Annotated in this window: 20 protein-coding genes; 8 read left to right on the top strand and 12 right to left on the bottom strand. The window is 72.3% G+C overall.

Annotated elements, in window-relative coordinates; all coding sequences use genetic code 11:
- The first annotated feature begins 42 nt into the window (after nucleotides 1-42).
- A complete protein-coding gene (locus WME90_RS38145; protein ID WP_437276993.1) occupies nucleotides 43-753 on the top strand; it encodes a hypothetical protein in 711 nt (236 codons plus the stop codon).
- A gap of 43 nt (nucleotides 754-796) precedes the next feature.
- On the opposite strand, the gene WME90_RS38140 is transcribed toward WME90_RS38145, so the two are convergent.
- Nucleotides 797-1,861, bottom strand: coding sequence for an endonuclease/exonuclease/phosphatase family protein (locus WME90_RS38140; protein WP_437276992.1), 1,065 nt, complete (start codon nucleotides 1,859-1,861; stop codon nucleotides 797-799).
- A gap of 14 nt (nucleotides 1,862-1,875) precedes the next feature.
- Between WME90_RS38140 and WME90_RS38135 the strand changes: the two genes are divergently transcribed.
- On the top strand, nucleotides 1,876-2,334 hold the full coding sequence (locus WME90_RS38135) for a hypothetical protein (protein WP_437276991.1): 459 nt from the start codon (nucleotides 1,876-1,878) through the stop codon (nucleotides 2,332-2,334).
- A gap of 98 nt (nucleotides 2,335-2,432) precedes the next feature.
- On the opposite strand, the gene WME90_RS38130 is transcribed toward WME90_RS38135, so the two are convergent.
- The gene (locus WME90_RS38130) at nucleotides 2,433-3,794 is read right to left on the bottom strand and encodes a tetratricopeptide repeat protein (protein ID WP_437276990.1); all 1,362 of its coding nucleotides are present in this window, start codon (nucleotides 3,792-3,794) and stop codon (nucleotides 2,433-2,435) included.
- A 179-nt stretch (nucleotides 3,795-3,973) separates the two neighbouring features.
- Between WME90_RS38130 and WME90_RS38125 the strand changes: the two genes are divergently transcribed.
- A complete protein-coding gene (locus tag WME90_RS38125; protein WP_437276989.1) occupies nucleotides 3,974-4,999 on the top strand; it encodes a hypothetical protein in 1,026 nt (341 codons plus the stop codon).
- A 31-nt stretch (nucleotides 5,000-5,030) separates the two neighbouring features.
- Here WME90_RS38125 and WME90_RS38120 read toward each other — a convergent pair whose 3' ends face one another.
- Both WME90_RS38120 and WME90_RS38115 read right to left on the bottom strand, forming a co-directional pair.
- The gene (locus WME90_RS38120) at nucleotides 5,031-6,443 is read right to left on the bottom strand and encodes a DUF4331 domain-containing protein (RefSeq protein WP_437276988.1); all 1,413 of its coding nucleotides are present in this window, start codon (nucleotides 6,441-6,443) and stop codon (nucleotides 5,031-5,033) included.
- A 32-nt stretch (nucleotides 6,444-6,475) separates the two neighbouring features.
- A complete protein-coding gene (locus WME90_RS38115) occupies nucleotides 6,476-7,558 on the bottom strand; it encodes a hypothetical protein (RefSeq protein WP_437276987.1) in 1,083 nt (360 codons plus the stop codon).
- A gap of 289 nt (nucleotides 7,559-7,847) precedes the next feature.
- Here WME90_RS38115 and kbl point away from each other — a divergent pair, with 289 nt between their 5' ends.
- A complete protein-coding gene (gene kbl, locus WME90_RS38110) occupies nucleotides 7,848-9,038 on the top strand; it encodes a glycine C-acetyltransferase (protein WP_437276986.1) in 1,191 nt (396 codons plus the stop codon).
- 5 nt (nucleotides 9,039-9,043) lie between these two features.
- On the opposite strand, the gene WME90_RS38105 is transcribed toward kbl, so the two are convergent.
- The 3 genes from WME90_RS38105 to WME90_RS38095 all read right to left on the bottom strand — a co-directional run bounded on the left by WME90_RS38105 (nucleotide 9,044) and on the right by WME90_RS38095 (nucleotide 13,267).
- Nucleotides 9,044-10,213 (bottom strand): zinc-binding dehydrogenase, encoded by a 1,170-nt coding sequence (locus WME90_RS38105; RefSeq protein WP_437276985.1) that lies wholly within the window; start codon nucleotides 10,211-10,213, stop codon nucleotides 9,044-9,046.
- Between the two features lie 295 nt (nucleotides 10,214-10,508).
- On the bottom strand, nucleotides 10,509-11,963 hold the full coding sequence (lepB, locus tag WME90_RS38100) for a signal peptidase I (RefSeq protein WP_437276984.1): 1,455 nt from the start codon (nucleotides 11,961-11,963) through the stop codon (nucleotides 10,509-10,511).
- 230 nt (nucleotides 11,964-12,193) lie between these two features.
- Entirely contained in the window at nucleotides 12,194-13,267 is a 1,074-nt protein-coding gene (locus WME90_RS38095) for a hypothetical protein (RefSeq protein WP_437276983.1), read from the bottom strand.
- A 145-nt stretch (nucleotides 13,268-13,412) separates the two neighbouring features.
- On the opposite strand from WME90_RS38095, the gene WME90_RS38090 reads away from it, so the two are divergent.
- The 4 genes from WME90_RS38090 to WME90_RS38075 all read left to right on the top strand — a co-directional run bounded on the left by WME90_RS38090 (nucleotide 13,413) and on the right by WME90_RS38075 (nucleotide 20,010).
- Entirely contained in the window at nucleotides 13,413-14,411 is a 999-nt protein-coding gene (locus tag WME90_RS38090; protein WP_437276982.1) for an NAD(P)H-dependent glycerol-3-phosphate dehydrogenase, read from the top strand.
- Between the two features lie 99 nt (nucleotides 14,412-14,510).
- Nucleotides 14,511-15,554, top strand: a complete 1,044-nt coding sequence (locus WME90_RS38085) for a hypothetical protein (RefSeq protein WP_437276981.1) — start codon at nucleotides 14,511-14,513, stop codon at nucleotides 15,552-15,554.
- Nucleotides 15,555-15,616: 62 nt separating this feature from the next.
- Complete coding sequence (locus tag WME90_RS38080) at nucleotides 15,617-17,551, top strand: sigma 54-interacting transcriptional regulator (protein ID WP_437276980.1); 1,935 nt, start codon at nucleotides 15,617-15,619, stop codon at nucleotides 17,549-17,551.
- Nucleotides 17,551-20,010, top strand: coding sequence for an endonuclease MutS2 (locus WME90_RS38075; protein WP_437276979.1), 2,460 nt, complete (start codon nucleotides 17,551-17,553; stop codon nucleotides 20,008-20,010). The genes WME90_RS38080 and WME90_RS38075 overlap by 1 nt, the downstream gene beginning before the upstream one ends.
- Nucleotides 20,011-20,047: 37 nt before the next feature.
- On the opposite strand, the gene nusB is transcribed toward WME90_RS38075, so the two are convergent.
- The 5 genes from nusB to WME90_RS38050 form a co-directional block, all read right to left on the bottom strand.
- Nucleotides 20,048-20,470 carry a transcription antitermination factor NusB gene (gene nusB, locus WME90_RS38070; RefSeq protein ID WP_437276978.1) on the bottom strand — a complete coding sequence of 141 codons (423 nt, stop codon included), beginning with the start codon at nucleotides 20,468-20,470 and terminating at the stop codon, nucleotides 20,048-20,050.
- Nucleotides 20,471-20,486: 16 nt separating this feature from the next.
- Nucleotides 20,487-20,996, bottom strand: a complete 510-nt coding sequence (ribH, locus tag WME90_RS38065) for a 6,7-dimethyl-8-ribityllumazine synthase (RefSeq protein ID WP_437276977.1) — start codon at nucleotides 20,994-20,996, stop codon at nucleotides 20,487-20,489.
- 96 nt (nucleotides 20,997-21,092) lie between these two features.
- On the bottom strand, nucleotides 21,093-22,262 hold the full coding sequence (gene ribB, locus WME90_RS38060) for a 3,4-dihydroxy-2-butanone-4-phosphate synthase (RefSeq protein WP_437276976.1): 1,170 nt from the start codon (nucleotides 22,260-22,262) through the stop codon (nucleotides 21,093-21,095).
- 55 nt (nucleotides 22,263-22,317) lie between these two features.
- Nucleotides 22,318-23,061: a riboflavin synthase gene (locus tag WME90_RS38055; protein WP_437276975.1), complete on the bottom strand. Its 744-nt coding sequence runs from the start codon at nucleotides 23,059-23,061 to the stop codon at nucleotides 22,318-22,320.
- Nucleotides 23,062-23,078: 17 nt separating this feature from the next.
- Entirely contained in the window at nucleotides 23,079-23,441 is a 363-nt protein-coding gene (locus WME90_RS38050) for a PilZ domain-containing protein (RefSeq protein WP_437276974.1), read from the bottom strand.
- Nucleotides 23,442-23,447: the final 6 nt, after the last annotated feature.

Genomic DNA, 23,447 nt, shown 5'->3' with positions numbered 1-23,447 from the left:
AAGAGAGCTGCTGCGCAGCCTGTTCGACGAAGGGAGGCTCCAGTGAAAGGCACAATCCATGAACGCGGCTTCCGCGCCGCTGTCTCCATGCTCGGCGCGGCCTCGCTGATCTCCGTCGCCCTCGCGTCGGGGTGCGGCGGCGCGTCGCCTGCCGCTTCCGCGAAGGCGCCCGCGCGACCCGCGCAGGCGCCGCCCGACGCGCAGGGAGCGCGGAAGGCGATCGTCGAGCAGCGCGAGCAGCGAGAGGCCCAGCGCGCCTGGTGCGTGTACCTCGGGGAGCTCTACCAGCGGGCCACCGAGCAGGCGAAGGGCTGGCCGAAGTTCGAGCAGTGCACGCAGATGACGACGATGGCCTCGCCGCAGATGCTCCGCGCGACCTCGGAGTGCTCGCTGGCGGCGCTGCGGCGCTTCGAGGGCGATCCCTTCACCGCGGCCTATGCGGAGGAGGTGAGCCGCTGCGGCTCCGAGGCGATGACGGCCACCACCCTCCCGCGAGCCGATCTGGCGCCGTACATGGCCGTCCTCTGCGGCCGCATCGCGGGGTGCGGAGACCTCGACTACGACACCTGCCGGCAGAGCCTGGAGGACGGGCTCGGCCCGCAGCTCGAGCGGGCGATCGGCGCGATGAACAGCCGCGGCCGGCACGCGGTCCGCGCCTGCTTCGGCAAGCTCGCGTGCGGCGGCGATCTCGGCCCCCAGATCTCCGCGTGCCTCGACCCCATCATGGACGATCTTCTCTGGTTGCCAGGGTGATCGGCCGGCGCGCCGCGCCCGGGACGGCAGCGCCGCGCTGCCGTCAGCCGGCGGCGCCCGGCAGGCGGCAGCGCGCGATCAACGGGACGTGATCGGACAGCCCCGCGAAGGCGCCCTTGTGCCCGAACGCGTGCGTGCCCGTGAAGTCCAGCCACTCGAGGCGCTCGGACGAGTAGACGTGGTCGAGGTGCATGCGGAGGTTCATGAAGCCCGCCGTCGGGAAGGCGCGCGCCTCGCTCGCGGAGAGGCAGCGGACCTTGGCGAACGCGTCCACGAAGCCGGTCTCCTCGCGCAGGAAGCGATCGACCGGGGAGCCTGGCAGCGAGTTGAAGTCGCCGACCACCACGAAGTTGTCGCTGCGGCGCTCGCGGCGGACGAAATCGGCGAGCACCCTCGCCTCCTCGAGCTGATTCGGCCCGAACCCCATCCGCGCCTCGCCGGTCCAGAACTCCCGCGAGAACACGCTCGGCAGGCTGAGGTGCGTGTTGAACACATCGAAGCTCTGCCCGCTCTCGTGCTCGAACGACACGTGCGCGCAGATGCGCGTCTGCTTCAGGCTCTTCACCCTCCTCCGATGGGTGATGTCGTGCGGGCGCTCCGCGTTGTGGTGTCCAATGTGGAATGTGTCGCGCGCGATCACCGCGAGCCCGGTCGTGTAGATGTTCGTCCGCGAAGTAAGCCTGTAGGCGTGCGCGGGGAAGTAGTAGGCGACGTAGCGCTCGGGCCGCTCTGCCAGCGCCAGCGCCGCGTGCAGCTCGGTCATCAGGCGCTCGAGCTGGGTCTCCTCCGGATGCCACCGCCGGTTCATCGTCGAGGACCGCAGCGACTGGGTCTCCACCTCCTGGAGGCACACGAGATCGGGCAGCGGGGACAGCCGCGCGAGCGTCGCCGCGATCCGGGTGATGGCAGCGCTGGTCGAGGCGATCCCCCGCGTGCCGTGCCCGAAGTAGCGGACGTTATAGGTGACGATCCTGAGCGGCGTGGCGTCGTCGCCTTGTGTCCCGGCGCCGTGTAGAGCGCCGGGCACCGCGATCCTCGAGGTCCCGTCCGGCACCTGCTCCTCGGGTGTTGGTCCGTTCGAACGAGGTGGGAGGCGCCGCTCGGTCATGTATCCTCTCGCCCATGGGCAAGAACATCATCGTTTCCGAGGATACCATTCGTGACCTGCTGGAAGCGCATGCCTCCCTCTCCGCCTGGTATTATGAGCTCTGGTCGGCGCTGCGGGTCGCGAAGGCCTCGGCGAGCGCCCCCGATGATGCGGCCCGTGCGGCGTTTGTCGAGCGGATGGCCACGAGCTTCCCGGAGGTCGCGTCGATCGCCCGCTCCATCCAGGTGCCGAGGATGTTCGTCCCACCGCCGCCCGCCGTGAGCGTTCCCCCCGTCGCGACGGAGGGTGAGACGGGGGATGAGGCCCCGACAGCGATCGAGCCCGCGCCCGCCCGGCTGCGGGAGCTCCACGGCCAGCCACCGAAGAGCCAGCCAGGCTCGCAACCTGCGGATGAGCCCGCTCCAGCGCCGTCGCAACCTGCGATCGCTCCTCCACCGCTGGTGGTCCCGTCGACCGTGAAATACGATACCTAACGTCGAGTCCCCGCTCGGTCGCACTCGCTAGCTCGCACTCCCAGGGCACGCCTCGCGTGCTCCCCCCAGCGCGCTTCGCGCGCTCCTCCTCGTACAGGCTATCGGCGGGCCGAGCCCCGGGGGGCCTCGCGACGCGCGAGGAGCTGCTCGGCCTCGGCGGCTCCTGTCATGTCGAACCTCGGGTTCAGATCGAGCGCAGCCCGCACGAGCCGCTCGCCTCGCGTCAGGTCCCCCAGGGCGATCCGGATCGCCCCGGCGTGGTAGAGCAAGCGCGCGTCCCTCGTGCCGAGCGCCAGCGCTCTGTCGCTCGCCGCGCGCGCTTCGGCCAGCTTGCCGGCGCGGTACAGCGCCCACGCGTGGGTGTCCTCGGTGTAGATGTCTCCGCGGGTGGCGCGCTCCGCGGTGGCGAGGCGGAGCGCCTCGTCGCGCTCCAGGCCCTTGGTCGCGTAGTACAGCGCGAGGGTCCGGCGGTCCGACCGCTGCCCCGCGTCGACCGCGCTGGCGTAGGCGCGCGCCGCGCCGGCGTGGTCGCCTGCAGCCACCTTGGCGTCGCCGAGCAGCCACGCGATCTCCGCGTCCGGGCTCCGCTGGTGGGCCCGCTCGAGGAGCTCGACGGCGCGGCCCCACGCGCCGCGGGCCAGCGCGACGCGCGCCCGGCCGACGAGCGCCGGCGCATACTCGCCCTGCACGGCGAGCGCGCGCGTGAAGCCCAGGTCCGCGGCCTCGTCGTCGCCCTCGTGCCAGAACATCGCGGCCGCCTGGGTCAGGGTCCAGGCGAGCGCCTCGGGGTCGCCCGGGTCGCCGGCGCCGATCGCGAGGCGCATGATCCGCTTCGCGGTCGCCGCGTCGCCCTGGAGCCACCGGAGGTATGCGGCCCGCGTGTAGGACGGCAGGCCGGGCCGCTGATCGACCATCCGCTGCGCCGCCTGGGCCGCGACCTGAAAGGCGCCGAGATCGAGGGCGGCGTCGCTGAGCGTCCCGAGCGCGAGCGCGTCGCCCTCGTCCCGCGAGAGGACCCGCTCCGCGGCGTCGCGCGCCTCGGCGAACCTGCGCTCGTGGAGCAGCACGAGGCCGAGCAGGTCGAGCGACGCGCGATCGCCTTCGGCCAGCGCGAGCGCGGCCTCCGCGCTCGCCCGAGCGCGTCGGTAGAGCGACGGATCGCCCGAGGCGCGCGCCTTTCTGATCCACGCATAGCCGAGCGCGCTCCACAGATCCGCGCCCCCTGGCGCCTTCGCGAGCCGCCGCGACAGCGCCTCGATCTCGCGATCGACGGCGCTCGCGCCCTCCGGCGCCGCGAGCGCGAGCGCACGCGCCGCGTCGAGGCCCGGCGCCGGCGCCTCGGCGGGGCGCCCGGCCGACGTCGTCGCGGCCGGGACGGCCTCGGAGCGCGAGCGCTCGGTGCAGCCGAGGCTTCCGCTCAGGGCAGCGCAGGCGAAGAGGCAACCCGTTCGTCGCAGCATCGGAGCGCCGACCTCCTCTCGCGCTGGAGCTCCGCCCGGGGCGCGCCGCGGCTCCCCCGCGGGCGTCACGGGCTCGATCCGATCGCGAAAGAGCTTGCCTCGCAAGGCCGCGCCGGCAAGCTCGCCGCTCCAGAGCATCGCTCGATCGACAAGCAGCGCGCAGCGCGGAGGAGATCGCATTGCCTGTCCCGACGGATGGCGGCCGCCTGCCGCGGCTCCGCGCCGCGGCGCTGATCCTGCACCTCTGCGCCGCGTGTGCTCGCCGCGCCTCGCCGGAGGAGGGCGCGACCGCGGCGCCCTCGCCGGAGGCGGGCGCGATCGCGACGCCCTCGCCGGAAGCCGGCGCGTCCGCGGCGTCCTTGCCGGCATGGCCTGCGGACAGCGTGGCCGGCGACGAGATCGCCCCCGTCTATGGGAAGGCCGAGGGGGCGCCGGAGCCGCTCGCGGCCCGGCTGTGCGAGGCGCTCCACGCGCTGCCCGCGCGGCGCAAAACGGCGTGCTGCGGCGGCGCCGCGGGCTTCCATGCCGCCGCCGAGTGTGCGCGCGCGCTGAGCCTCGCGGTGCGCACGAGAGCGGTGACGCTGTCGAACGACGACGTCGGCCGCTGCGTCGAGGCGATGGAACGGTCGGTCGACGGGTGCGACTGGGTCTCTCCGCTCGCGGCCCCGGTTCCGCCGGCGTGCGAGGGGATCGTGCGGGGCGCGCTCGGCGAGGGGGCGCGCTGCCGGTCGTCGCTCGAGTGCGCGGACGGGCTGCGCTGCGACGGCGCCGGCCCCACCGACGCCGGCACCTGCCGCGCCCCGCGCGCCGCGGGGCCCTGCGGCCTCTCGGTCGACGTGCTGGCCGCCGTCACCCGGCAGACGCGCTACGACGAAGCGCACCCCGAGTGCCGCGGCCACTGCGCCGGACGCGCGTGCGCGGACGACGTCCCGCTCGGCGGCCGCTGCGAGGCCGACGCGGCCTGCGGGCGGGGCCGTCGCTGCGTCGACGCGCGCTGCAGCGAGGCGGCGCTCCCTCCCGCTGGCGCAGCCTGCCTCGGCGGGCACTGCGCGCCCGGCGCGCGCTGCGTGGACGGGCGCTGCGCGGCGCCGAAGGCCGAGGGCGAGGCCTGCGCGCGCGACGGAGAGTGCCGCGCCGCGTGCGTTCGAGGGGGGCGCGCGGGCGCCTCGAGCGGCGTGTGCGGGATGCGGTGCGCGGCGCCGTGATAGCGCGGCCGGGCGCGGCGCGGGGCGCGGCTCAGGGGCGGAAGTGGCCCTGGGTCGCGCCCTCCCACGCCGTCGCGAGGTAAGGGAACGCCGGGAGGAACCGCGCGTCGTTCGCGGAGACGCCGTCGCCCGCCGTCGCCCCGAGCGCGCCGGTCAGGAGGAGCGTGAGCAGCGCGTCGGTGACGTCGGTCTGCTCGCGGTCCGCGCCGGGGACCAGCGCGCGCCCGTTCGGGAAGCCCGACGGCATGCCCAGATCGATCCGGAGCACGTCGCCGACGGTCTGCAGGCTGTGTCCTCCGAGGCTCGTGGGCTTCAGGTTGAAGGCGTCGATGAGGTCGGTCCGGCTCTGCTTCAGCGCCTCGGGATCGAAGGTCGCGAGCGGCTGGCCTGCCTGGTAGAGCCCGGCGAACTCGGCGTCGCGCACGAGGATCGGGTTCAGGAAGTAGGCCCCGAAGTTGGCGAGATCGTCGCGCGGGTGCGAGCGGTTGTACTTGTCCTTGTCCTGCAGGCCGATGATCCAGGTGTTGATGAGCGGCAGGCCGACCCGCGAGACCTGGACCCAGGGACCGAGGCCATCTTCCTTGCCGTTCGCGCGCAGGATCCGCACCTTGCGGCGGCTCGCGGACGCCCAGATGCCGAGCGTCTGCTGATCGCTCGGCCTCGGCGTCGGCTCCGAGCCGCCGTTGACCGCGGCGAGCGGGATCTCGAGCGCGAGCGTGTGGACGTTGAAGCCGGCGAGGTTGTCGCGCGGGGTGCACGACGGGTTCGGCGCCGCGAGCAGCGGGCAGAGCCCCGCCAGATCGGACGCGCGGCCGAGATCCGCGTAGAATCCGTCGTCGCGCGGCCCGGCCCAGGCGCGCCCCGCGCCGCCCGCCATCTGCTTGAGGAACTTCGAGGACGTCGCGAAGGCCGGGTAGCCCCCGCCGGTGATCCGGTAGGCGAGCTGGTTCGTCCGCCTCCCGATGTTCGGCGGCGCGACCGGGGCGTCGGCCAGGAGCACGGTCGACGCTCCGCCCTCGATCTTCGTCACGGTGTACGTCTGCTCCGCGCCGGCGAGCTGCGAGAAGAACTCGTTGCCGCCGCTCGGCGCCGGCGTGAGCCCCGCAGGATCCTCGGCCCGGTACGGCTTTGTCGAGAACCGGAACTGATAGGTCAGCGCGTCCTCGAGGCTCGACGGCCCGCGCGCGATGTGCACCTCGTAGAGCACGTCGTCCGAGAAGGCGTGGAAGTTCGGCCCGCTGGCGGGCTCCTCGAGCGGGATGTAGCTCGCGAGGATCACGAGGTCGTCGCCTTGCACCCACGCGTACAGATCGGTGTTGTCGGCGGCCGGATCCCTCGCGATGGCCGGCGCCTCGCGGTGGCTCGACGCCGCGGCGAGGCCGGGTGCGCTGAGCGCGACGGACGCCGTGAACACGGCGACGGCGCGCGACGGTCGGTGGATCATGCGTGCGGGTCCTCCCATCGCTCCTCTGCGGCTCATCGACTGAGCAGGAACACCGAGCCCTGGTCCTGGGCCCTGTGATCGACGAACGCGAAGACGTCGGCGGCCTTCGCCCGGTGCAGCCCCCCGGGCTCGTCGTGGCCAGGGGCGCCGGTGGCCGTCGCCGAGCGCGCCCCGGACGCCACCTCGATCCGCACGACCTCGTCGGCGCCTCGGGCCGGGTCGCGCGTGAGCACGAACAGCGCCGCGTCGTCGCGCGTCAGCGCGATGCCGCACGGATAGCCGACGTGGAGCCCGGTCGCGAACGCGCTCACGAAGCCGTCCTCGATCCTGAAGATGGTCGCCGTCTTGTCTGGGCTCGCGAGGGTGTCGCAGACGAAGACGTCGCCCCGGCCGGCGACCGCGACGCCGCTCGGATCGACGAGCGGCCTCCCCTTGGCGATCGTCGAGACCTCGCCGCCGCGCGCCGGCAGGGCGAACACGCCGGGCTGGCCATCTTCGCGATCGCGCCCCGAGAAGATGATCTGCTCCTCGTTGTCCGCGCCGCGGGCGACCTCGAGGCCGCGCGCGTGCAGCCCCTCGCCGCCGCCGATCGGCGCGACGGCGCCGCCGGGCAGGTCGATCGCGAAGAGGGCGCCGGCGTCGTCGAGCGCCGGGTCGCCCGCGCCCGGGTCGGCCACGAACAGGCGGCCGCCGTCCGCGCTGGTCGCGATCCCGAGCGGCACGACGAGGGGCGGACCGGACGCGATCTCGGTGGAGCCCGCGCTGCCGTGCGCTCCGATCCTGAAGACGCCGGCCCTGCCGTCCTCGCCGAGGCCGGTGAAGTACACGTAGACCCCGCCGGCATCCGGCGTCGCGTCGAACGCGATCGCCGGGACGAGCGGCGAGGCCGTGTAGCGAGCATCGCCGCCCGCGCCGTCCCCGCCGTCCCCGCCGTCCCCGCCTCCCGTACCGCTCGCCGCGGTCGTGCTCGACGCCCCCCCGCCGGAGCCCGCGCTGGTCCGTCCGGGCGGATCCTCCGCGCTGCTGCAGCTCGGGTTGCCCGCGGCGAGCGCGAGCGTCGCGGCAGCGCACAGCACACCGGCGCTTCGCCGGAAGTCCCCTCTGGCTTCCGTCATGCCTGCTCCTCCCGAGGGCGCCGCTCGTGCGCTCGGCTCGCGCGGCGCACGCTGGCGCACGCTTCGCGATCTGCACGGCGATCGCGCGGCGCCGGACGATGCCCGTTCTGCCACGGGCCTCCGGGATCGAGTAGGCCTCGGCCGCGCTGCGCCCGACAAAGCCGCGTGCACCCTGCCTCTCGTGTCCGGGGTCGCCCGCTGGCGTTCAGGCCCATGAGCAGCGGCGCCCTGGAGGACCGGACGGCGTTCCCCCGTCGACCGGCTGACAGGCCCGTTTTATAACGACGTCATGTTCGATGTCGCTCGGTCACTGTACGTACGGGCGTTGGAGGACATCCGTGCGGCGGGTCTCTACAAGGAGGAGCGGATCCTCGCGACGCCGCAGGGGCCGGTGATCCGGACCGAAGGTGGCGCCGGGGTCCTCAACTTCTGCGCGAACAACTACCTTGGCCTGTCGTCGCATCCGGCGGTGATCGCGGCGGCGAAGCAGGCGATCGACACGCACGGCTTCGGCCTCTCCAGCGTCCGCTTCATCTGCGGCACGCAAGACCTCCACCGGCGGCTCGAGTCCCGGATCGCCCGCTTCTTCGGCACGGAGGACGCCATCCTCTACTCGTCGTGCTTCGACGCGAACGGCGGCCTCTTCGAGACGCTCCTCGGCGAGGAGGACGCCGTCATCTCGGACGCGCTGAACCACGCGTCGATCATCGACGGCATCCGCCTCTGCAAGGCCGAGCGGCACCGCTACCCCAACGGGGACATGGCCGCCCTCGAGGACATCCTCCGCTCGACGGCCGGCAAGCGGCTCCGGCTCATCGCCACCGACGGCGTGTTCTCGATGGATGGATACCTGGCGAAGCTCGATACCATCTGCGATCTCGCCGATAAGTACCGCGCGATGGTGATGGTCGACGACTCGCACTCGACCGGGTTCATCGGGCCGACGGGGCGCGGGACCGCGGAGCTCTGCGGGGTCATGCACCGCGTCGACGTGATCACCTCCACCCTGGGCAAGGCGCTGGGCGGGGCGAGCGGCGGCTTCACGACCGGCCGGCAGCCGATCGTCGACCTGCTCCGGCAGCGATCGCGCCCGTACCTGTTCTCCAACACGCTCGCCCCCGCGATCGCCGGCGCCTCGATCGCCGTGTTCGATCTCATCGACGCGGAGCCGTCGCTCCGCACGCGGGTGATGGAGAACGCGCGCCGGTTCCGGCAGGGGATGACCCAGGCCGGCTTCACCATCAAGCCCGGCATCCATCCGATCGTGCCCATCCTGCTGGGCGAGGCGCAGCTCGCGAACGAGATGGCGAAGGCGCTGCTCGCCGAGGGCATCTATGTCATCGGCTTCTCGTACCCCGTCGTGCCGAAGGGCCAGGCCCGCATCCGGGTGCAGCTCTCCGCAGCGCACGAGCCCGAGCACGTCGATCAGGCGATCGACGCCTTCCGGCGGGTCGGACAGCGCCTCGGCGTCGTCGCCTGAGCGCCTCAGTACCGGAGGATCACCTTCGGGTGGCTCGAGATCGCCTCCTGGAAGGCCGCGGCGTCGTAGTCGTCGAAGTCGAACACCGTCCCCTGGCCGTGGTTCAGGATGACCTCGAAGATGAGGTCGTGGATGTTCGGATCGCGCGACTCGAGCAGGTGGCGCGTGATGTGCCACGTCTCGAAGATGCGCCGGCCGATCACGCTGTGGAGGCTGATGCCGTCCACGATGAGGCGGTCGAAGTTCTCGATCACCGCGTCGCCGCTCTTCAGGCCGAAGAGGATCACGTCGCCCCCGCGCCTCGCGGCGTGGATCGCGTTGTTGACGCTGCTGTTCACGCCGCTCATCTCGAGCACGACGTCGACGCCGACGCCGTCCGTGAGCTTCCGTACCCGCTCCGTCAGCTCCGGATCGCTCGCGTGGGGCCGCTCGGGGCTCGTCTGGTGCGGGCGCAGGACCGCGTCCGCGCCGAGGCGACGGGCCATCTCGGCGTTCCGCTCCGCCGGCTCGACGCCGATGATGTAGATCGCCCCCATCGCGCGGGCGATCGCGACGGCGAACAGGCCGATGGTGCCGCAGCCGAAGATGGCCACGCGCTTGCCGCGGAGGTTCACCTTTGTGCACGCGTGCACGGCGTTGCCGAACGGCTCCTGGACGGCGGCGACCTCGGGCCGGATCCTGGAGATGTCCGTGCGCCACAGGTTCTTCGCGGGCAGCTTGACGAGCTCGGCGAAGCAGCCATCCTCGCTGATCCCGATGATCTTGTCGTCGGCGCACACGTGGGTGTCGCCGACGCGGCACTGGTAGCAAGCGCCGCAGGCGATGTGGCTCTCGGTCGACACGATGTCGCCGATCTCCAGCCCGAAGGTCCGGCGAGCGTCGGTCCCGAGGTCGACCACCCGGCCGAGCAGCTCGTGGCCGATCGTGCGCGCGGCCTTCCGATCGCGCTCGAGCGACGAGAGGATCATGTCCTTGAAGGCGCTACGGAACCAGATGCCGCGATCCGAGCCGCAGAAGCCCGTCATGATCGGCTTGATGAGGACGCTCGCGCGGTCGTGGTAGTCCCTGGACTCGTCGATCGCCGGGCGCTCGACCTTGTCCTTGGACAACCCGACGGTGGACTCCCACGGCTGCTTCTCGCGGTTGTACGTCAGCGCCCACATCGCGTCGCTCATGCACCTGGCTCCTGTTCGGGGTTCGAGGCGCACGCAGCTGGCGCACGGGCGCCTCGGCATGTGAAGCGTGGCGCGTGGACGAGCGAGCGCCCATGAAAAATTGCGCTCGGGCTGCTCACGTCTCCGGCGTCTTCGACTCGGCCTCATCGGCCCGCTGTCGCGGCGTCCCGGCGCCCGGGCGCGCCGTCTGTTCCGTCGCCCTGGATCGGATGACTCGCCGCGTCGATCTCGAGGGAACGACGCTCCCCACGCGCAGTAGGGAAGATCGCGCTCTCAGGCGCTGCTCGACGCGGCGTCAGCGCTGCTTGGACTGAGCGCGCGCGGGCGGGGGCGGCGGGGTCGTCTCGGAGACGGGGGGCCGCTCGCGGAGGCACTTGTCGAGGCCGTCCTGAAGGGCCTCGTGGGCGCCGGGGAGCTTCGGGCGGCCCATGACGTTCACGAAGAGGCGATCCTGCGCGATGCCGCCGCCGGGCCCGAAGCTCATCCAGACGAACATCGCTCGTCCCTTGATGTGATCGAAGGGCACGCCCGCGCCGAGCCCGCCGCGCCAGCTGCGCGAGTCGTGGCTGTTGTTGCGGTTGTCGCCCATCACCCACACCTCGTTGGCGGCCACCTTGAAGGGGCCCTGGAGCTCGCCGCAGATGCCGCCCCGGCACATGGAGCCCGGCGTGCAGTCATCGCTCTCCACGCACATCATCCCGTCGGGGTTCTTTTCGAAGAGCGTGAAGTACGACTTGTCCCCGAGGAACTCGACGAACAGCTCCGCTTGCCGGCCCTCGTAGTTGTAGGGGCCGACGTGACAGTGGGGGACGAGCCAGCCGTTGATGACGGGGCGGCCGTTGATCGCCTCCAGCGTGTCGCCGGGGACGGCGATCGTCCGCTTGATGAAGTCCTGCTCCTTGTTCTCGGGGAACTTGAACACCATCACGTCGCCGCGCGACGGGGGCAGGCGAGGGAAGAGGCGCTGGTCGGTCCAGGGGATGAGCGGGCCGTAGGTGAACTTGTTGACGAAGATGTGGTCGCCGACCATGAGGGTCGGGATCATCGAGCCGCTCGGGATCTTGAACGCCTCGACGACGAAGGCGCGCAGGAGGAGCGCGACGGCGACGGCGATGCCGATCGACTCCGCGTACTCGCGCATCTCGCCCTTGCGCCAGCGGCCGAGGTGCTCGCCGACCGCGCGATCGGCGCGGCTGTGGGCGGCGTCGAACTCGGCCGCGTCGAACGTCTCGGCGCTCATCGCGCGCTCGAGGGCCGCGATCGCCTGCGTCACCTGCTCGCGCTCGCCGCTCGTCAGCTCGCGCTCGACGTCGCGCTTGCGGCTGCGCTGGATCCGGTGGGCCTCTTCGAGGAGCGCCGCGGCGTCCTCGAAGCGAGCGCGCGCCTTCGGCGGGATATCCCGGCGGCCACCGACGCCGATCGCCGACGCGAACGGCAGCTCGTGGCGGAACCGCCAGAGGATCATCGCGAAGATCGTGAAGAGCACGATGCCGGCCGGGATCTGCTGCTCGCCGACGAAGACGCGGAGCGGCTGGGTGCTCCCTCCCTGGGCCGGCGGGGTGAGCAGCCATACGTTCACGACCGCGAGCACGAAGGGAACGATGCAGATCCACACGAGGTGGAACAGGAAGCGCAGCGCCCGGCCATCCCTGCCGCCTGGCGGAGGAGAGCTGCCCGTCGAGCGCGGGTCCGCCCCGCCGGTCGCCTTGGCCGCGCTGGCGCGGGGCTCCGAGCTCGAGCTTCCCCTCATCGGGGTCCTGAACTCCGAGCTTGCGGGCCGACTGGCCGCGACCGACGGGACGCTCTGGGGTTGATCATCGGGGCGCGGCGGCAAGAGAGGGCTTATGTATACGCCGCCCCTCGCCGCGGCAAGTGCGCAGGCGCGGCATGCGGCTCGCGGTCCGTCGTCGGCGTCGTCGGCGTCGTCCGCGTCATCCGCGTCGTCCGCGTCGTCGGCGTCGTTGCCCTCGTTCGCCCTCGTCAGGGCGCGTCTCCGACCTCGACGGCGTAGCTCACCAGGGCCGCGCGGTCGTCGCGGGCGTACGTCGTGGGCTGCGTCCGCCCTGCTGCGCTCGTGTTGTCGATGATCAGGTAGTATTGCCCCTGGGGCAGCGGCACCGTTCGCCGCCAGGGGGCGCCGGAGTACACCGGCTCGTCGAGCAGGGCGGCCGCTGCGAGGGGCGCCGGCGCGGGCTGCGTCAGGTACGTCTGGAGCCACTGCTCCCCGCTGCCTCGCGGCAAGAGGATGACGTCCACGCCGGGCGCCCCCTCGACGGCGACCGTGAGCGTCAGGGCCTCTCCGCTGCCCGTGATCTCCAGCGGGCCGATGGTATCGCGCTGCTCCTGGTGCACCTCGGTGCGCTCGTTCGCCAGGAGCAGCTTGCCGTTGTCGCGGCGCTCGTAGGGAGCGTCGGGCCTCCGCCCCTTCTCGATGATGCCGAGCCCGAACTGCACCGCGCCGTCGTCGTCGCGGATGACGGTGAACCCCCGGGCGATCTCGGTCTTCAGGAGCTGGGCGCCGAGCGCGTTCGCGTACGCGCTGCCCTGGGCGAGCGACACGCCGCCGAGCGAGATCGCGGCGGGCTGCTCGATGAGCTTGGTCGTGAAGGCCGCCGCCGTGGTCGAGCGCTGACGGAAGTACACGTACATCGTGTCGCCATCCATCAGGAAGTCGTGGTCGTACTCGACGGCGGCGCTCGCGTCGAAGCTCATGCGCTTCGTCAGGTTCGTCCAGACCACGCCGCTGCCTCCGAACTGGAGGAACAGGTCCCCGTTCGCGAGCTCCTGGGCGACGCACGAGCCGGGGTAGAACCGGCCCGTCACCGGATCCTCGTCGCGGAGGCGCAGCGGCACGCTCCGCTTCCGCATCTCGCTGCAGAGCTGGCTCGTCGCGAACGAGAGGATGGCCCTGCGGAGCGACAGGTTTCCCGGATCGTTCACGACGCCCGGCATCACGCCGAGCGCGCCCTGGCCGCACGCGCCGCACAGCATTCCGAGCAGCGAGAGGCAGAGCGTGAGGCCGAGCGCGCGCAGCGCGGCGGTGCGGGAGAGCATGGGCGCAGCATAGTCGAAACACCGGCGGGTCGAGCGGCGCGCCGCGCGGCGTGAGGCGCGTCGCCTTCGGCCCCGGCGCGCGGGTGGTGAGCGTGAGGCGCGTCGCCTTCGGCCCCGGCGCGCGGGTGGTGATAGGGTCTCCATCATGGCGAACGTCGCAGTCATCGGGGCCGGCGCCTGGGGGACGGCGCTGGCGAAGTTGCTGGCGGACAAGGGCAACCCCACCGCGCTCTGGGCGCACCACGGCGAGCTCGCCGATCGCATCGGCCGCGAGCGCCAGAACGACCGGTACCTGCCGGGCGTGGAGCTGCCCGCGGGCCTGCGGGCCACGGGTGATCTCGAGGACGCGCTGCGCGGCGCGGAGCTCGCCGTCGTGGTCGTCCCGTCGCACGCGCTGCGCGAGGTCGTCCGGGCGGCCGGGCGCCATATCCCGCGGGACGCGCTCGTGTGCAGCGCGACGAAGGGCATCGAGAACGACTCGCTGATGCTGATGAGCGAGGTGCTCGTCGACGAGCTCGGGCGCGACGCCGAGCCGCGGCTCTCCTACCTGTCGGGCCCGAGCTTCGCGCGGGAGGTCGCATCCGGCCAGCCGACCACGGTCGTGGTCGCTGGCAGGAGCGAGCGGGAGACGCACGCGGTGCAGCGCATGTTCGCGACCGATCGGTTCCGGGTCTACTCGTCCGATGACGTCGTGGGCGTGGAGGTGGGCGGCGCCCTCAAGAACGTCATCGCCATCGCGGCCGGCATCTGCGACGGCCTCGGCTTCGGCCACAACGCCCGCGCCGGGCTCATCACGCGCGGCCTCGCGGAGATCGGCCGCGTGGCGGCGGCGAAGGGGGCGAACCCGCTCACCCTCGCGGGGCTCTCCGGGATGGGCGACCTGGTGCTCACGTGCACGGGCGAGCTGTCGCGCAACCGCACCGTCGGGATCGAGATGGGCAGGGGACGGAAGCTCGACGAGGTCCTCGCGGGCCTCGGCCACGTCGCCGAGGGCGTGAAGACGGCGAAGAGCGCGCACGACCTCGCGGACAAGCTGGGCGTGAGCGCGCCGATTACGGTCGAGGTGTACCGGATGCTGTATGAGGAGAAGCCGCCGCAGCAGGCCGTCGTCGACCTCATGACCCGCGCCCTCACGAGGGAGTGAGACGCGGGGCCGGCCCGCGGGAAGGCGCTTTCTCGCGCCGCCCGCGCCTCGCCTCTCGCGAGGGTGTAAAGTGGCGGCGCGATGAATACGCGACCCCTCGTGAGTCTCCTCTCTGCGCTCCTCCTGTCGAGCATCGGCTCGACGGCCGCTGCCCAGTACGGCGCGCCGCCCTACGGCGGTCAGCAGGGCGGCGCGTACGGAGGTCAATACGGCGGCCAGTACGGCGGCGCCTACGGCGGCTACGGGTACGCGCCGCCGCAGAGGAAGAGCGAGCCCAAATCGACGCCGCTCGAGGTCGGCTATCTCTACGCCACTTCCGTGGCGTACGGCGTGGGCACCGGCATCTGGTTCGATGCGGTGGCCGGAATCGACGATCCGGGCGTGCAGTTCATCGCGCCCGCGCTCCTCGGCGTCGCGGCGCCGGTCGGCGTCTACTTCCTCGACTCGCCGCCGATGCCGCGCGGCATGCCGTCCGCGATCGCCACGGGCATGGTGATCGGCGCGGGCGAGGGGCTCGGCATCGCCTCGTACCAGTACGTCAGCGCGCGGAAGGGCAAGGAGTGGGGCTTCCTCGGGCTCGCGACCGCCGAGGTGATCGGCTCCACCGTCGGCGGCGCGGCGGGCTGGGGTTTCTACTATTTCCTCCGTCCCAAGCCGCAGACAAACATGCTCCTCGCCTCGGGCGCGGTGTGGGGCACGCTCATCGGCAGCGCGTTCGGGGCCGCCGCGAGCAACGGCGACTGGAGCCAGTCGAACGACAGCATCTCGCTCGGGGGCCTCATCGGGTTCAACGTCGCGACCGCGGGCGCCGTCGGCCTGTCGATCGCGTGGACGCCGTCGTGGAACCAGCTCGCGTGGATGTGGGGCGGGCTCGGCATCGGCACGGTGGTGTCGTTGCCCATCTACCTCGCGTACATCGGGAGCGATCACGACCCCCGTCGCGGCCTCATCGCTCAGGGCGCGGCGGGCACCCTCGGCCTCGTGGCGGGCGCCTTGTTCCTCGGGAGGCCGGACTCGAGCTCCTCCGTCGCCCTGGACGACCAGGAACATCGTGGCCGTCCCCCGTTCGCGCGCGTGCTCGGCGGCAGCCTCACGCCGTATCGAGGCGGGCTCGGCGCCGTGGTCGTCGGAGAGCTCTGGTAAGCCGCGGTGTGCCGTCCAACACGGCTGCATGAGGCCGCGGCACGCCTGCTATGCTGACCTAGATGCCGACCCTGAAGTATTTCGCCTCCGAGGGCGCGCCACGCCTGTACAGCGTCCACAAGCCGGTCACGACGATCGGCAAGGCGCTCGGAAACGACGTCGCGGTCGCGGGGGCAGGGGTGCTGGACCATCACGCGCAGATCGTGTTCGACGGTCGCGATTTCGTGCTGGAGGAGTGCGAGCGCGACGGGGAGATCGCGATCAACGGCAAGAAGAAGCGGCGTGCGCGCCTCGTGCACGGCGACCGGCTCCAGCTCGGCACGGTCGAGGTAGGCTTCTCGATGTTCGCCGAGGCGCCGACCGTCCAGGAGCGCCTCCCGGCATGCGACGGCGGGGAGGACCGGCCCGCGCCGCCGCAGGGCGCTTCGGAGCTCGCTGGCGTCCGCAAGCTGTTCGCCTTCAGCGAGAAGCTCATCAACCGGCGCAACGTCGACGAGCTCCTCGAGGCGATGCTCGACGACGTCATCGAGCTGACGCACGCCGACAAGGGCTTCCTGCTCCTCCTCGAGGGGGCGGAGGTGGCGGCCGACACGGCGGTCCGCGGCGGCGCTCAGGCCGCGCCGGCCGCGGTCGGCGACCGCAAGCTCGCGGTGCGCGCGTCGCGCAACATCCGCAAGGAGGCCATCACCGACGCGGCCGGGGGGATCTCGGACAGCATCGTGCGTCAGGTCATCGTCTCGGGCCGCCCGGTGATCGTCTCCGACGCGCTCGCCGACACGCAGTTCGGCCGGAGCGACAGCGTCATCGCGATGAAGCTCTCCAGCGTGATGTGCGCGCCGCTCCTGTCGCAGGGCCAGATCATCGGCGCGCTCTACGTCGGCAACGACAAGATCAAGCACCTCTTCGACCGGGCCCAGCTCGATCTGCTCAGCATCTTCGCGTCCCAGGCCTCGCTGATCCTCCAGAACGCGATGCTCCTGAACGCCCTGCGGGCCGACAAGGCCAAGCTGGTCGCCGAGCTGCACGACAAGAAGTTCGGCGAGATCATCGGCGCCTGCCCGTCGATGCTCGAGGTGTTCCGCAAGCTGCAGAAGGTCGCGGCGACCGACATCAGCGTGCTCATCACGGGCGAGACGGGGACCGGGAAGGAGCTCATCGCGCGGGAGCTGCACCGGCGCAGCCCGCGCGAGGGCGGCCCCTTCGTCACCATCAACTGCGGCGCGATCCCCGAGAACCTCATCGAGAGCGAGCTCTTCGGCCACGTGAAGGGCGCCTTCACCGGCGCCATCGCCAGCCGCCCGGGCAAGTTCCAGGTCGCCGACAAGGGCACGCTGTTCCTCGACGAGATCGGCGAGCTCCCGCTGAACCTCCAGGTGAAGCTCCTCCGCGCCCTCCAGGAGCGGGTCGTCTTCCGCGTCGGCGACTCGAAGCCCGAGAAGGTCGACATCCGCATCGTCGCCGCCACGAACCGGAACCTCGAGGAGGAGATCCGCGCCGGCAATTTCCGGGAGGATCTCTACTACCGGCTCAACGTCGTGAACCTGTGGCTCCCACCGCTCCGCGAGCGGGCCGACGACGTGCTCATCATCGCGAAGGTGCTGCTCTCGAAGTACGCCGACGAGCTCGGCAGCCCCGTGCGCGGCTTCAGCCCGGCCGCGCTCGCCGCGATCAAGAAGTACCCCTGGCCGGGCAACATCCGGCAGCTCGAGAACCGCATCAAGAAGGCGCTCGTCCTCTGCGATCAGGCGCTGCTCGCCGTGGAGGATCTCGATCTCGGCCCGGGCGCCGAGACGGCCATCATGCCGCTGGAGAAGGCCAAGGAAGAGTTCCAGCGGCGGTACGTGCTGGAGGCGCTCGAGCGCAACAACGGCAACCGCACGCAGACGGCCCGCGACCTCGGCGTCGACCCGCGCACCATCTTCCGCTACCTCGAGAAGGAGCAGAACCCGATGCCGAGCGGGGCCGGCGGCGTGGCCCGCGATCCGACCGAAGCGTGATGGAATACAACCCCGAAGGGCCCTTCGCAGACCCCTGTCCGACAAAGACCCGCGCCGACCTCGAGTGGGATCGCGTCCTCGAGGCGCTCGCGGAGCGGTGCGCGTCTCGAGGCGGCAAGCGGCTGGCCCGGGCCCTCCCGTTCGCGTCGACGCGCGCCGAGGCCGTCACCGCGCTCGCCGAGGTGCGCGAGGCGGTGGAGCTCGCCCGGGCCGGGGAGCCGGTGCCGGCGCGCGACGTCGCGGAGCTCGAGGACGCGCTCGATCGGGCCCGCATCGGCGCGGCGCTCGCGAACGAGGAGCTGCGCGCCGTGCTCGGGCTGCTCGAGGCCGCGCGGACGTCGCGGCAGTACCTGCAGAACCGGCGTCAGATCGCGCCCGCGCTCTACGCGGCGTGCGCGACCAACCCGGAGCTCGACGCCGTCGCGCGCGAGCTCGCGGCGGCCTTCGATCCGGACGGCACGCTCGCCGATCGCGCGTCGCCTCGCCTGGAGGCGCTGCGCGCGGAGCGGCGCGCGGTGCGCGAGCGGCTCGTCCGGCGCCTCGAGGACCTCATCCAGAAGCACGAGGACATCCTCCAGGACCGCTACTGGACGGAGCGCGACGGGCGCTACGTGCTGCCGGTGCGATCCGACGCGCACGAGCGCTTCCCCGGCATCGTCCACGCGACGAGCGCGAGCGGCGCCACCGTGTTCGTGGAGCCCCGGGTGCTCGTCGAGACGGGCAACCGGATGAAGATGGTCGACGCCGAGGTCGCGCGCGAGGAGCAGGCGATCTACGCGGCGCTCACCGCACGCGTGGCCGAGGACGTCGAGAGCGTCGCGGCCGCCGCCCGCGCGCTGGCCCACGCCGACGTGCGGGCCGCCGCGGCGCGGCTCGCGGAGGACCTCGACCTCACCTTCCCGGACGTCCCGGAGGACGCGTTCGGGGCAGGGCGGGGCGCCTCGGAGGGCGCCGCGAGGCCGACCTCCATCGAGCTCATCGGGGGTCGTCATCCGCTCCTCGCGCTCGACGGCGTGAAGGTGGTCCCGAGCGACCTCGCGATGAGCGCGGGGCGCGCGATGATCGTCTCCGGACCGAACGCCGGCGGCAAGACCGTGGCCCTCAAGACGCTCGGGCTCGCGGCGCTGATGGTCCGCGCGGGCCTGCCGGTCGCGGCCAGGGAGGGCTCGCGCGTCGCGCTCTTCGACGTCGTGCTGACCGACGTCGGCGACGAGCAGAACCTGCACAAGAACCTGTCGACCTTCAGCGCCCACGTGAAGAACCTGGGGCGGATCCTCGGCGAGGCGCGCCCCGGCGCCCTCGTCCTGCTCGACGAGCTCGCCGGCGGCACCGACCCGCGCGAGGGCGAGGCGCTCGCCGCGGCCGTGCTCGACTCGCTGTGCGCGCGCGGGGGCACCGTCGTCTGCACCACGCACTACGAGGGCCTCAAGGCGCTCGCGCTCGGCGATCAGCGCTTCGAGAACGCCTCGGTCGGCTTCGATCTCGCCACCATGAGCCCGACCTTCCGGCTCGTCGTCGGCGTGCCCGGCGCCTCGAGCGCGCTCGCGGTCGCGCGGCGGTTCGGCATTCCGGGCGCCGTGCTCGAGCGGGCGGAGCGCTTCCTCACGAAGGAGGCGGTCACCTTCGAGCAGATGGTCGAGAAGCTCGCCGCCGAGCGCCGCGCGCTCGAGCTCGCGCGCGAGGACGCCGAGCGGGAGGCGGCCACCTCCCGCGCCAAGCGCCGGGAGCTCGAGGCAGAGATCGCGCGGCTCCGGGACAAGGAGCGCGGCGTGATCACCCGGGAGGGCGAGGCGCTGCTCGCCGGCCTGCGGCGCGCGCGCGAGGACCTCAAGGCGGCGCAGGCGCGCCTGCGCGGCAAGCCCACCGAGGAGGACGTGCGCGCCGCCGCTCGCGCCATGGACGCGGTGGGGCAGAAGACGTCGATCGGCGGCGAGCTCGAGCTGCGCCCGAAGGACGAGCCCCAGGCGCGGCCGGCGATCGATCCGGCCGCCATCCGCGTCGGCGCCCGCGTCTACGTGCCTCGCTTGCGGGCCGAGGCCGAGGTGGTGGAGGTCCTCTCGGGCGGCCAGCTGCGGGTCACCGCCGGCGCGCTCAAGCTCACGACCTCGATCGCCGAGCTGCGCGGCACCGGCGCGCCGCCAGCCGCCGCGGCGCCGCCGCAGCGCCGCGTCGATCTCGACGCCGCCGCCGACCCCGACGTCCCGATCCAGACGGCGGACAACACCGTGGATCTCCGCGGCCTGCGCGCGCACGAGGCGGTCGCCATGGCCGAGCAGTTCCTCGACCGCTCGCTCGGCGCGGGCCGCAAGGTCACGTTCCTCGTCCACGGGCACGGCACGGGCGCCCTGCGCGATGCCGTCCGCGAGGCGCTGCGCGGCAGCCCTTACGTGGCGCGCCTCCGCCCGGGCGGCCCGAGCGAGGGCGGCGACGGCGTGACGGTCGCCTGGCTGAAGTGGTGAGCGATCGCGCGCCCTGAGGAAGGGCGCGCCGCAGCGCTCAGCGATCCCGGTCGACGCGGCCGAGGTTCTCGGCGATCCGGTCGAGCACGCCGTTCACGAAGGCGCCGCTCTCCTCGCTGCCGTAGCGCTTGGCGAGCTCGACCGCCTCGTCGAGGATGACCGCGCGCGGCACCTCCGGGCGGCTCATCAGCTCCCACGCGCCGAGCCGGAGCACGTTCCGATCGACGCGCGCCATGCGCTCGATGCGCCAGTTCGTGCTCGCCTTCCGGATCGCCTCGTCCACGGCCGCGAGATCCTCGGCGACGCCGAGCACCACCTCGTCCGCGTAGGCGCGTCCCTCCGGATCGCCCGGCGTCTCGCGCCAGAAGGCCGCGACGACGCGGGGCGCCGAGCTCCCGCCAGCTTCCACCGCGAACAGCATCTGCAAGGCCGCTTCGCGGCCGGTAGAGCGCGCACCCATCTCTCAAAACCTTCGTCTACAGGCCAGCGGTGTCCAGCGCGGCGCCAAGCGCGAGCATCTCGATCGCGCTGACGGCGGCCTCCCACCCCTTATTGCCATGCTTCGTGCCCGCCCGCTCGATCGCCTGCTCGATCGAGTCGGTTGTGAGCACCCCGAACGTGACCGGCACCCCGGTCTGGAGCGACACGGTCGCGATCCCCTTCGTGACCTCGGCCGCCACATAGTCGAAATGCGGCGTCGAGCCCCGGATCACGGCGCCCAGGGTGATGATCGCGTCGACGCTCTTCTTGTGCGCGAGCCGCCCCACGACGGTGGGCATCTCCCACGCGCCCGGGACGCGCACGATCGACGTCCGCTCGAGCGCGCCGCCGTGCCGCGCGATGGCGTCGAGCGCGCCCTCGACCAGGCGGTCGACGATGAAGTGGTTGAAGCGGCTCGCCACGAGCGCGAAGCGCGCCCCCGGCGGGACCACCAGGTTCCCTTCGATCACCCTCGCCTGTGCCTGCCCGACCGCCTGCTCTGCCATCCGCCGTTCCTCTCTCCTGCCGCGTGGGGTCCGCGATCGCGGCGACCGCGATCCTGCCCGCGCGTCCTTTTACCAGCGTACGAGCGCGCCCGTCTGTCAGGCTTCGCCCTTCATCGAGACGAGCGGCACCCGCTCGATCACGGTGAGCCCGTACCCGGTGATCCCTGCGATCTTCGGCTGGCTGTTCGTGAGGAGCCGGATCTGGTGCACCCCGAGGTCCGCCAGGACCTGCGCGCCGAGGCCGAACTCCCGCAGCGTCCACGGCTGCTGCGTCTTCACGACGGGGAGCGCCTCGTCGGAGCCCGGGCCCTTCAGCAGCTCCAGCTCGCGGCCCAGGTCCCCTCGCGACGGGATGTAGACGACCACCCCGACGCCGGCGCTCTCGATCGCGAGGAGCGCCTCACGCAGGTTCGACCCGCCGTCGAAGGGCGTCGAGCTGAAGAGGTCCGCGATGGTCGACCCGGAGTGCACGCGGCACAGGATGGGGTCCGGCGTCGCGATCGCGCCCTTGGTCAGCGCGAGGAACTGGCGCTGCTCGTTGAGCACCTCGTAGACGTACACGCTCCACTCCGTGCCCGTCAGGTCGAGCCGCAGCGTCCGCTCGCCCACGCAGCGGACCAGCCGCTCGGTCTGGAGCCGGTACTGGATGAGGTCCGCCACCGTCACGATCAGCAGGCCGTGCTTCGCGGCGAACACCTCGAGATCCCGCATGCGGGCCATGCTGCCGTCGTCGTTCATGATCTCGCAGATCACGCCCGCCGGCCGGAGCCCGGCGAGGCGCGCGAGATCCACGGACCCCTCGGTCTGCCCCGTCCGCACGAGCACGCCCCCGCGGCGCGCCTTCAGGGGAAAGACGTGCCCCGGCGTGACGAGATCCTCGGGGGTGGCGTCGCCCGCGATGGCGACCCGGATCGTGTGCGCCCGATCCGCGGCGCTGATCCCCGTCGTCACCCCGGTGCGCGCCTCGATGCTCACGGTGAAGGCGGTGCCGAGCGGCGGCCCGCTCCGCCCTGGCGCGGACATCATCGGCAGCTCGAGGCGCGCGACCTGCTCCTCGTCGAGGGCGAGGCAGATGAGGCCGCGCCCGTGCATCGCCATGAAGTTGATCGCCTCGGGGGTCACGGCCTCCGCCGCCATGCAGAGATCCCCCTCGTTCTCGCGATCCTCGTCGTCGACGAGGATCACCATCTTGCCCGCGCGGATGTGATCGAGCGCGGTGTTCACCCGGTCGAGGACCGCTTTGTCGATGGTCAGCCGATGAGGCATCGGGCCCCCGGAGGTCATGTCCTGGTCGAGCTTGCCGCTCGAGGCCGACAGAGCCTCACCAGAATCCCCCCGCGCGCAGCTTTGCGAGGAGTCGTTCGTCGTGATCCGCATGCTCTCCCGTATTTCCGCGCTCTTCGCCGCGCTCGGCGGAGACATCGCCGCCGCGCGCGCCTTGGCTCGAGAGGCGCTGCACGCTGGCGAGCGATGCGACCTCGAGCGCTCGCGCCACGTAGCGCGCGAGCACGTCGACTTCAAGGTTGACGGCCGCGCCGGGGCGGAGCTCACCGAGGAGAGTCCGGCCGATGGTGTGCGGCACCAGCATCACGTCGAACCAGATGTCGGCGGCGCCCGGCGCGGACACGGCGTTGAGCGTGAGGCTCGCGCCGTCGATGGCGATCGAGCCCTTGGGAGCGAGGTACGCCGCGAGCTCGGGCGGGGCGCTCACCCGGAGGCGGATCGCGTCGCCGGCGCGGGACTGCTCGACGACGCGGCCCAGCCCGTCGACGTGGCCCAGCACCACGTGCCCGCCCATCCGCGCGCCGAGCGGCGTCGCGCGCTCGAGGTGGACGCGCGCGCCGACCGGCAGCGCTCCGAGCGTTGTGCGGTCGAGGGTCTCGGCCGACATGTCGCACTCGAACCCGCCGGGCGCGATGCGATCGACGGTGAGGCAAGCGCCGTTCACGCTCACGGACTCGCCGAGCGTCAGCGGCCCGAGGCCCGCCTCGACGAGCGCGCGGGCCACGGCGCCGCCGCTCCGGCGGCGGAGGACCCCGATCGTCTCGACAAGCCCGGTGAACATCGCCGAAGCCCCTCTGTCTAGCCCTTCGAGGTGCGGTGCCCCTGGCTCGTCAGGAGCTTGTCGATGAGCCCCTTCGAGTAGCCCGACAGCTCGGTGAAGACGACCCCCATCCCCTGCGGATCGTCGTGCACGCGCACGACCTCGCCGACGCCCTCGACCGTCTCGATGTCGTCCATGATCACGGTGAACCGCAGGTTCACCTTCGTCCCGACGGCGAGCGGCGTCTTCGACCGCACGAACACGCCGGTGCGCGAGATGTTCGTCACGTACTCGTTGATGAACGCGTCGTAGGACTCGAACTCCTTGTTGATGGTGACGCGCTCTTCCCTGCGTCCCGTCTTCGCGTCGCTGCTCTCCGGAGAACCCTGATCGTCCACCATGACGCC

The sequence above is a fragment of the Sorangium sp. So ce375 genome (assembly GCF_051473855.1).
Lineage (GTDB): Bacteria > Myxococcota_A > Polyangia > Polyangiales > Polyangiaceae > Sorangium.
The sequence above is the reverse complement of the archived record's forward strand: the minus strand, read 5'-3'. Positions and strand labels throughout refer to the sequence as shown.

Bases quoted from the DNA above. Each gene is read 5' to 3' on its own strand.
- WME90_RS38140 (WP_437276992.1), bottom strand. From the start codon at position 1,861: ATGACCGAGCGGCGCCTCCCACCTCGTTCGAACGGACCAACACCCGAG.
- WME90_RS38135 (WP_437276991.1), top strand. From the start codon at position 1,876: ATGGGCAAGAACATCATCGTTTCCGAGGATACCATTCGTGACCTGCTG.
- WME90_RS38130 (WP_437276990.1), bottom strand. From the start codon at position 3,794: ATGCTGCGACGAACGGGTTGCCTCTTCGCCTGCGCTGCCCTGAGCGGA.
- WME90_RS38120 (WP_437276988.1), bottom strand. From the start codon at position 6,443: ATGATCCACCGACCGTCGCGCGCCGTCGCCGTGTTCACGGCGTCCGTC.
- WME90_RS38115 (WP_437276987.1), bottom strand. From the start codon at position 7,558: ATGACGGAAGCCAGAGGGGACTTCCGGCGAAGCGCCGGTGTGCTGTGC.
- kbl (WP_437276986.1), top strand. From the start codon at position 7,848: ATGTTCGATGTCGCTCGGTCACTGTACGTACGGGCGTTGGAGGACATC.
- WME90_RS38105 (WP_437276985.1), bottom strand. From the start codon at position 10,213: ATGAGCGACGCGATGTGGGCGCTGACGTACAACCGCGAGAAGCAGCCG.
- lepB (WP_437276984.1), bottom strand. From the start codon at position 11,963: ATGAGGGGAAGCTCGAGCTCGGAGCCCCGCGCCAGCGCGGCCAAGGCG.
- WME90_RS38095 (WP_437276983.1), bottom strand. From the start codon at position 13,267: ATGCTCTCCCGCACCGCCGCGCTGCGCGCGCTCGGCCTCACGCTCTGC.
- WME90_RS38090 (WP_437276982.1), top strand. From the start codon at position 13,413: ATGGCGAACGTCGCAGTCATCGGGGCCGGCGCCTGGGGGACGGCGCTG.
- WME90_RS38080 (WP_437276980.1), top strand. From the start codon at position 15,617: ATGCCGACCCTGAAGTATTTCGCCTCCGAGGGCGCGCCACGCCTGTAC.
- WME90_RS38075 (WP_437276979.1), top strand. From the start codon at position 17,551: ATGGAATACAACCCCGAAGGGCCCTTCGCAGACCCCTGTCCGACAAAG.
- nusB (WP_437276978.1), bottom strand. From the start codon at position 20,470: ATGGGTGCGCGCTCTACCGGCCGCGAAGCGGCCTTGCAGATGCTGTTC.
- ribH (WP_437276977.1), bottom strand. From the start codon at position 20,996: ATGGCAGAGCAGGCGGTCGGGCAGGCACAGGCGAGGGTGATCGAAGGG.
- ribB (WP_437276976.1), bottom strand. From the start codon at position 22,262: ATGCCTCATCGGCTGACCATCGACAAAGCGGTCCTCGACCGGGTGAAC.
- WME90_RS38055 (WP_437276975.1), bottom strand. From the start codon at position 23,061: ATGTTCACCGGGCTTGTCGAGACGATCGGGGTCCTCCGCCGCCGGAGC.
- WME90_RS38050 (WP_437276974.1), bottom strand. From the start codon at position 23,441: ATGGTGGACGATCAGGGTTCTCCGGAGAGCAGCGACGCGAAGACGGGA.